Genomic DNA, 6000 nt, shown 5'->3' with positions numbered 1-6000 from the left:
TTGAAACTCCAGCGAGTAAACTCCAAGCCAGTGTTGCGTCCATCGGTTGAGACCGCCCGGCGTTTTCGGTAACTACAACCTGATAGAGATTTCAAATTGACACACTACTGAATTTGCCGCTGAGCGTGAACGCATATGGTGGCATAATAGCTGCAGCAAGCGCTTATCGCGCGGAGCCGCCTGAAGCGCTCCCAGTGAAAGAACCGCCAACACACTGCGAAACTCGGATTTAGGCAGCGACGCGCGGACAGAAAAGCCCTGAAGCGGTTCAGTAAAGAAAGGGAAAGCTGGGAAAGATCTCCCACAAAATCCCCCACATCTTGCCTTTTGAGCCCGATGTCGAAAATCTGGAAGCTACCGAAAGAATTGGAGGCGCGGGTCGGAATCGAACCGACGCATAAAGGTTTTGCAGACCTCTCCCTTACCGCTTGGGTACCGCGCCTTGGACAGATGATCTTACTTCAGCAGGCGGTGATGATGCCAATCTGCGTTGGCGGCTTTGAAATGCGCCGGGACCGCAGCTGACTGGAGCGGGAGACGGGATTTGAACCCGCGACCCTCGCCTTGGCAAGGCGATGCTCTACCACTGAGCTACTCCCGCAATTACTTGATTAGTATATCGGGTGGCGTGCAGGGGGTCAACGCGGGGCGGGGAATGATCTGCGGAGCCGAAAATCCCCGTTTCGTCCCTCGAATGCCCGGATCTGTCCCATAGCCGTTGCGGAAGGCGGACGGCACCTCCAGGATGAGTGCATGAAGACCTTCTTCCTTGCACTCTTTTTTCTTGCTGCCGGTTTGCCTGCGCTGCCGCAAGCCGGTGCTGTCCCGTCCTCGGACTGGTCGAGTTACGGCAATGATCCGGGTGGCATGCGGTATTCGAAGCTGACTGAGATCAATGCTGCCAATGTGAGCCAGCTGAAGGTGGCATGGGAGTTTCACACTGGTGATATCTCCGATGGAAAGGACGGCAGAAGGCGCAGCGGTCTTGAGACGACTCCGCTGATGGTGGATGGAACTCTCTACCTGACAACGGCATTCAATCGCGTGATTGCGCTCGATCCGGAGAGCGGGAAGCAGCGCTGGGCTTACGATCCGCATATCGATCAGGAGTGGGAGTCGGGAGATGGGCTCATCAATCGCGGTGCGGCGATATGGATCGATTCCAAGAGCGAGGGACAAGCGCCGTGCCACAGGCGAGTTTTTGAAGCAACGATTGATGCGCAGCTGGTTGCAGTAGATGCGGGAAGCGGAGCGCCGTGTGCCGGCTTTGGCAAAGATGGCAAGATCGGGCTGCGCGATGTTCCGGGATTTCGATCGGGGTGGTATCACATCACCTCGCCGCCTGCGGTGATTGACGACCTGGTGATTGTCGGCTCTGCGATTGACGACAACGGCCGCGCGGATATGCCGAGTGGGGTGGTGCGCGCCTTTGACGCACGGTCGGGGCAGCTGCGCTGGAGCTGGGACCCGATTCCGCCCAGCCGTTCGGCAGATCAGAAATGGCTTACGGGCGCGGCGAATGCGTGGTCGGTCATGGTGGTGGATCGAGAGCGCGACCTGGTGTTTGTTCCGACGGGAAGCGCCAGCCCTGATTATTATGGCGGCCTGCGTCCCGGAGACAACAAGTGGGCAAACTCGGTGGTGGCTTTGCATGCGAAGACGGGCGAAGTGGCGTGGGGCTTTCAGCTTGTGCATCACGATCTGTGGGATTACGACTCGGCCGCGCCGCCGCTGCTGGCAACGCTGCCGCATGAAGGCAGGAATGTTCCGGTTGTGATTCAGGGCAACAAGACGGGCTTCCTTTATGTGTTGAATCGAGATACGGGCAAGCCGGTTTTCCCGGTTGAGGAACGTCCTGTTCCGCAGAGCGATGTTCCGGGAGAAGTGACCTCGCCGACGCAGCCGATTCCTGTGGCTCCGCCGCCGCTGGCTCCGCAGCATGTGTCGGCAGACGATGCGTGGGGACTTACGCCGGAAGATCGCGATGCGTGCCGCACGTGGATACATGAGTTGCGTAATGAAGGCATCTTTACGCCGCCCAGCCTAAAGGGAACGCTCGCGATCCCGGGCAATGTTGGTGGCATGACATGGAGCGGCTACGCTTTCGATCCGGAACAGAATCTGCTGTTCGTGAATACAAATAATTTTCCGACGAAGGTGAAGTTGATTCCTCGCGCGGAATTTGTGCAGGAGATGCACAAAGGCGAGAAGGGCGAATACACCGCGCAGACAGGCGCGCCTTATGGAATGTTCCGGCGTCCGTTTCTTTCGCCGCAGGCACATCTGCCGTGTGTTCTTCCGCCATGGGGAATGCTGACGGCGGTCGACATGGCGAAGGGGACGATACGCTGGCAGGTTCCGCTTGGCAGCTTTGGCGGGCCTGCTCCGGCGGGAGCCCTGAGCCTTGGCGGCCCTATCGTAACGGCGGGCGGCCTCGTGTTCGTGGCGGGAACGTATGATCCTTACATTCGCGCATTCGATGCAAAGACGGGAAAGAAACTATGGGAGGCGAAGCTGCCGGCGAGCGGACACGCTATGCCGATGACCTACAGCGTGCACGGGAAGCAGTACCTGGTGATTGCCGCCGGAGGCCATGCGCATATTGATGAAGAGCCGCAGGGAGACGCGATTCTGGCGTTTGCCTTGCCATAATTGGTGCTGAAATGAAGCGCATTCGCCTTTACATCCTGCTGTATTTCACCTGCGTGCTTTGCATCAATGTGGCGTATCGCTCGCTCGACAATGTGGCGCGCGGCCGTGCGCCGCAGTGGACCGTGATCTCTATTGAGCAGGCGACGGGCGTTTATGGAATTGTGCTGTTGCTGCCGCTGGTCTTCTGGGGCGCGCGTCGCTTTCCGCTGCGGTTTTCGCCGCTGCGAATTTCCCAGCACGTCGCGGTGTTACTGGTTTTCTCGACGGTACACACGCTCTGGAATTGGGGATCGCGCGAGGTGGTTTTTCTGCTGCTTGGCATGGGGCACTATGACTATGGGCTAATGCGGGTTCGATTTTTCATGGAGTTTCCGAGCGATCTGCTTGTGTATGCGCTGTGCGTTTCCGGCTACATGATTTATCAGGACTGGCTGCGCAGCAGAGATGTGGAGCAGCAGCTGGCGGCTGCGCGACTTGAGAACCTGAGCCGTCAACTGCAGCCGCACTTTCTGTTCAATGCGCTCAATGCGGTTTCAGGCGTGATGTATGAAGATGTGGCGCGGGCTGATGAGATGCTGGCGCGCATCAGCGATTTTCTTCGGGCCACGCTGCGCCTGCCCGAGTCCCCGCTGATTGCCGTTTCATCGGAGCTGGATTTTACGCGGCGCTATCTCGATGTGATGCAGACGCGGCTTGAGAGTCGATTGCGCTTTGCTATCTCATGCGACCCGCAAGCAGAGGCGGTGCGCGTGCCTGCGCTCATTCTGCAGCCGCTGGTGGAGAATGCAGTGGAGCACGGAACGGAGCCGGAGTCGGGAAATCTGAATATTGAGATTGTTATTCAAAAAGCGGACGGGCTTGTCCGCATTACGATTCGCGATCATGGACCTGGCCCGGCGCGGAGCACTGGCGGACACGGCCTCGCGAATACAAGGCAGAGGCTGGCGACGGCTTATCGCGGAGAGGCGAGCCTGCGACTGGAGCGCCATCCTCTTGGCGGCGCAGTTGCGGAGATTCTGATACCGGCATGATGCGCGTTTTTCTTGTCGAAGACGAACCACCGGCGATGCGCAAGCTGCAGAGACTTGTGGCGGCGCAGCCTTCTCTCACTGTGTGCGGAACAGCGTCGACGTATCAGGAAGCTGTTGCTGGAATTGCGCAGGCTAAGCCGGACCTGCTGATTCTGGATATTCGGTTGCCGGACGGAACTGGTTTTGAAATTTTGCAGGCAGTGCCTGAAGGCAGCCGTATTCAGGTGATCTTTCTCACGGCTTATGACGACTATGCTCTTGCAGCCTTTGACGTTGCGGCTTTGGACTATCTGGTAAAGCCGGTGACGGAAGAACGCTTTGCCCAGGCGATTGAACGCGCGCGCGAACGGTTCACTCATTCGGTGGCGGCAGAAAACAGATATGCGAAGCGTTTTCTGGTGGAGAGGCTGCGAGCAGCCTTTCTACTGCCGGTGGAATCGATTGACTGGATTGCCGCCGAACGGAATTATGCGCTTCTCTACAGCGGGATGGGTGAGTTTGCTTTGCGTTCGACGATGGATTCGCTCGAACAGAGTTTAGATCCTGAACAATTCATCCGCCTCAGCCGAAGCGCGATTGTGCGTATTACGGCGATAGACCATATCGAGAACGATGGAGACGGCAACAGAGTGATTGTTCTTTCCTCGGGAGCGAGGATTGCAGCGTCGAAGCGTTACTGGTCGACGGCGCTTGCACGGTTGTTGTGAAGGTACGATCTCGATTTTCAGCGGGCAGCGTCTGCCAAGGGCGATCTTCCTTTGCCCTCTTCCACCCTTACGATTTCGCCGTCGCGCATGTGCAGAATGCGGTCTGCAATGGCTGCGGCTTCCGGGTTGTGGGTAATCATCAGCACTGTCTGTTTCAACTCGCGATTCGAGCGCAACAGCATGTCGAGGACAGCATCGGCATTCTTGCTGTCAAGATTTCCGGTTGGCTCATCCGCCAGAATGATGGCGGGATGCGTGATCAAAGCCCGGGCCATGGCTACGCGCTGCTGCTCGCCGCCGGAAAGCTCGGATGGGCGATGATTCAGGCGTCCGAAAATGCCGAGGAGGCGTGTGAGGTGCTCGAGGTAAGCCCGGTCCATGGGCTCTTTGCGGCCGGAGATCTCATACGCGATCTCGATATTCTGCATGGCAGTAAGGGTCGGGAGCAGGTTAAATCGCTGGAAAACAAAGCCGATCTTGCTTTTGCGCATGGCCGTGCGCTCGCTGTCGCTTAGAGCGCTGAAGTCTGTTCCACCGATCACAACGCGGCCTGATGTCGGACGGGTGAGCCCACCGAGAATATAGAAGAGAGTGGATTTGCCGCTGCCGGAGGGACCTACGATACTGACGAACTCGCCAGATTCGATGGTGAACGAAGCATTGGTCAGCGCCGGGACGTCGATCTTTCCAGTGCGATAAACCTTCGAGAGATGCTCTGCGATGATGATGGGCTGCACCCTTTGATTGTAAATGCAGCCTATACGCAGATGGTTACGCTATGGCGGCAGCAGGATGGCTGTCGGGAATGGGATGGTAGGGGCGCAGCACTTTCTTCGGTCCGCGCTTGCGGGCGATCATGATGCGGATGCGTTCGAGCAGTTCGAGCGGAGCGCATGCGCCCTTGGGCAGGAATGCATCGGCGTGGCTGGCGCGATCGAAAGCCTTGACGGTGCCGCTGAGAAGCAGCATGGGCACTTCGGGCGTGATCTCTTTCATGCGCCGCACCAATTCGTTTCCATCCAGTTGCGGCATCAGCAGATCGCTGACCACGAGGTCAATACCGCCGCTGCGGAAGGCTTCCAGTGCTTCTTCTCCGGAGAGCGCGGTAAGCACGCGGTAGCCGCGGGTTTCGAGAAGGAATTTGCGAACGGAGAGTGCTTGTTCGTTGTCGTCTACGCAAAGAATAACTTTTCTGGGCCTCATGGGTTCCTTAACGGCTTCGCACATTAGGGCGAAGCGGATGAGGGCAGACACACTTCAAGCGTGCGAGCCCGTGGGGGTGGTCGGGCCGCTGTCCGAATCGAAACGTGGCTCGGCTGTCCGCGCGGCGTGGAGGCTCTTTTTAGAAAAAGTATTGTCCTCCACGCTAGAAGCGCGGCGCCGCAGCTCCCGTTTCAACGCGGGATGCGGTTGAGCCAGAAGGCGGCATGGTTGCCGGCGCAACAACCAGGCAGCTTCTGCGATGCTTGCGCGTTTCTCGGGGAAAATTCCGGAAGGTGGCAGGCTTTGCAAAAGCGGCCGCAAGCGCACATGCCTGCGCACTCTGGCTCTCATTCAGTTGTCAGTAATCGGCGAAAGTCGCGTTTCACAATTCCGAAACGCTTGCCAAG

General features: G+C 58.0%; 5 protein-coding genes and 2 tRNA genes. 3 read left to right on the top strand and 4 right to left on the bottom strand.

What is annotated here, in order from left to right; all coding sequences use genetic code 11:
• Positions 1–367: 367 nt before the first annotated feature.
• Together GSQ86_RS06610 and GSQ86_RS06605 are read right to left on the bottom strand one after the other, a co-directional pair.
• Positions 368–442, bottom strand: a tRNA-Cys gene (locus GSQ86_RS06610).
• 84 nt (positions 443–526) lie between these two features.
• Positions 527–601 (bottom strand) — tRNA-Gly (locus tag GSQ86_RS06605).
• A gap of 152 nt (positions 602–753) precedes the next feature.
• On the opposite strand from GSQ86_RS06605, the gene GSQ86_RS06600 reads away from it, so the two are divergent.
• The 3 genes from GSQ86_RS06600 to GSQ86_RS06590 are packed head-to-tail and all read left to right on the top strand — an operon-like array spanning position 754 to position 4390.
• Positions 754–2652: a pyrroloquinoline quinone-dependent dehydrogenase gene (locus GSQ86_RS06600; RefSeq protein ID WP_158749162.1), complete on the top strand. Its 1899-nt coding sequence runs from the start codon at positions 754–756 to the stop codon at positions 2650–2652.
• 11 nt (positions 2653–2663) lie between these two features.
• Complete coding sequence (locus tag GSQ86_RS06595; protein ID WP_158749161.1) at positions 2664–3683, top strand: sensor histidine kinase; 1020 nt, start codon at positions 2664–2666, stop codon at positions 3681–3683.
• Positions 3680–4390 (top strand): LytTR family DNA-binding domain-containing protein, encoded by a 711-nt coding sequence (locus tag GSQ86_RS06590; protein ID WP_158749160.1) that lies wholly within the window; start codon positions 3680–3682, stop codon positions 4388–4390. Before GSQ86_RS06595 ends, GSQ86_RS06590 begins: the two co-directional genes overlap by 4 nt.
• Before the next feature lie 17 nt (positions 4391–4407).
• Here GSQ86_RS06590 and GSQ86_RS06585 read toward each other — a convergent pair whose 3' ends face one another.
• Together GSQ86_RS06585 and GSQ86_RS06580 are read right to left on the bottom strand one after the other, a co-directional pair.
• Positions 4408–5127 (bottom strand): ABC transporter ATP-binding protein, encoded by a 720-nt coding sequence (locus GSQ86_RS06585; protein WP_158749159.1) that lies wholly within the window; start codon positions 5125–5127, stop codon positions 4408–4410.
• Positions 5128–5161: 34 nt separating this feature from the next.
• Positions 5162–5593 carry a response regulator gene (locus tag GSQ86_RS06580; RefSeq protein ID WP_158749158.1) on the bottom strand — a complete coding sequence of 144 codons (432 nt, stop codon included), beginning with the start codon at positions 5591–5593 and terminating at the stop codon, positions 5162–5164.
• Positions 5594–6000 lie beyond the last annotated feature (407 nt).

Origin of the sequence: Acidobacterium sp. S8 (genome assembly GCF_009765985.1) — a bacterium.
Taxonomy (GTDB): Bacteria; Acidobacteriota; Terriglobia; order Terriglobales; family Acidobacteriaceae; genus Alloacidobacterium.
The sequence above is the reverse complement of the archived record's forward strand: the minus strand, read 5'-3'. Positions and strand labels throughout refer to the sequence as shown.

Excerpts from the sequence above, each read along its gene's own strand:
- GSQ86_RS06590 (WP_158749160.1), top strand. The coding sequence starts at position 3,680 with ATGATGCGCGTTTTTCTTGTCGAAGACGAACCACCGGCGATGCGCAAG.
- GSQ86_RS06580 (WP_158749158.1), bottom strand. The coding sequence starts at position 5,593 with ATGAGGCCCAGAAAAGTTATTCTTTGCGTAGACGACAACGAACAAGCA.
- GSQ86_RS06595 (WP_158749161.1), top strand. The coding sequence starts at position 2,664 with ATGAAGCGCATTCGCCTTTACATCCTGCTGTATTTCACCTGCGTGCTT.
- GSQ86_RS06600 (WP_158749162.1), top strand. The coding sequence starts at position 754 with ATGAAGACCTTCTTCCTTGCACTCTTTTTTCTTGCTGCCGGTTTGCCT.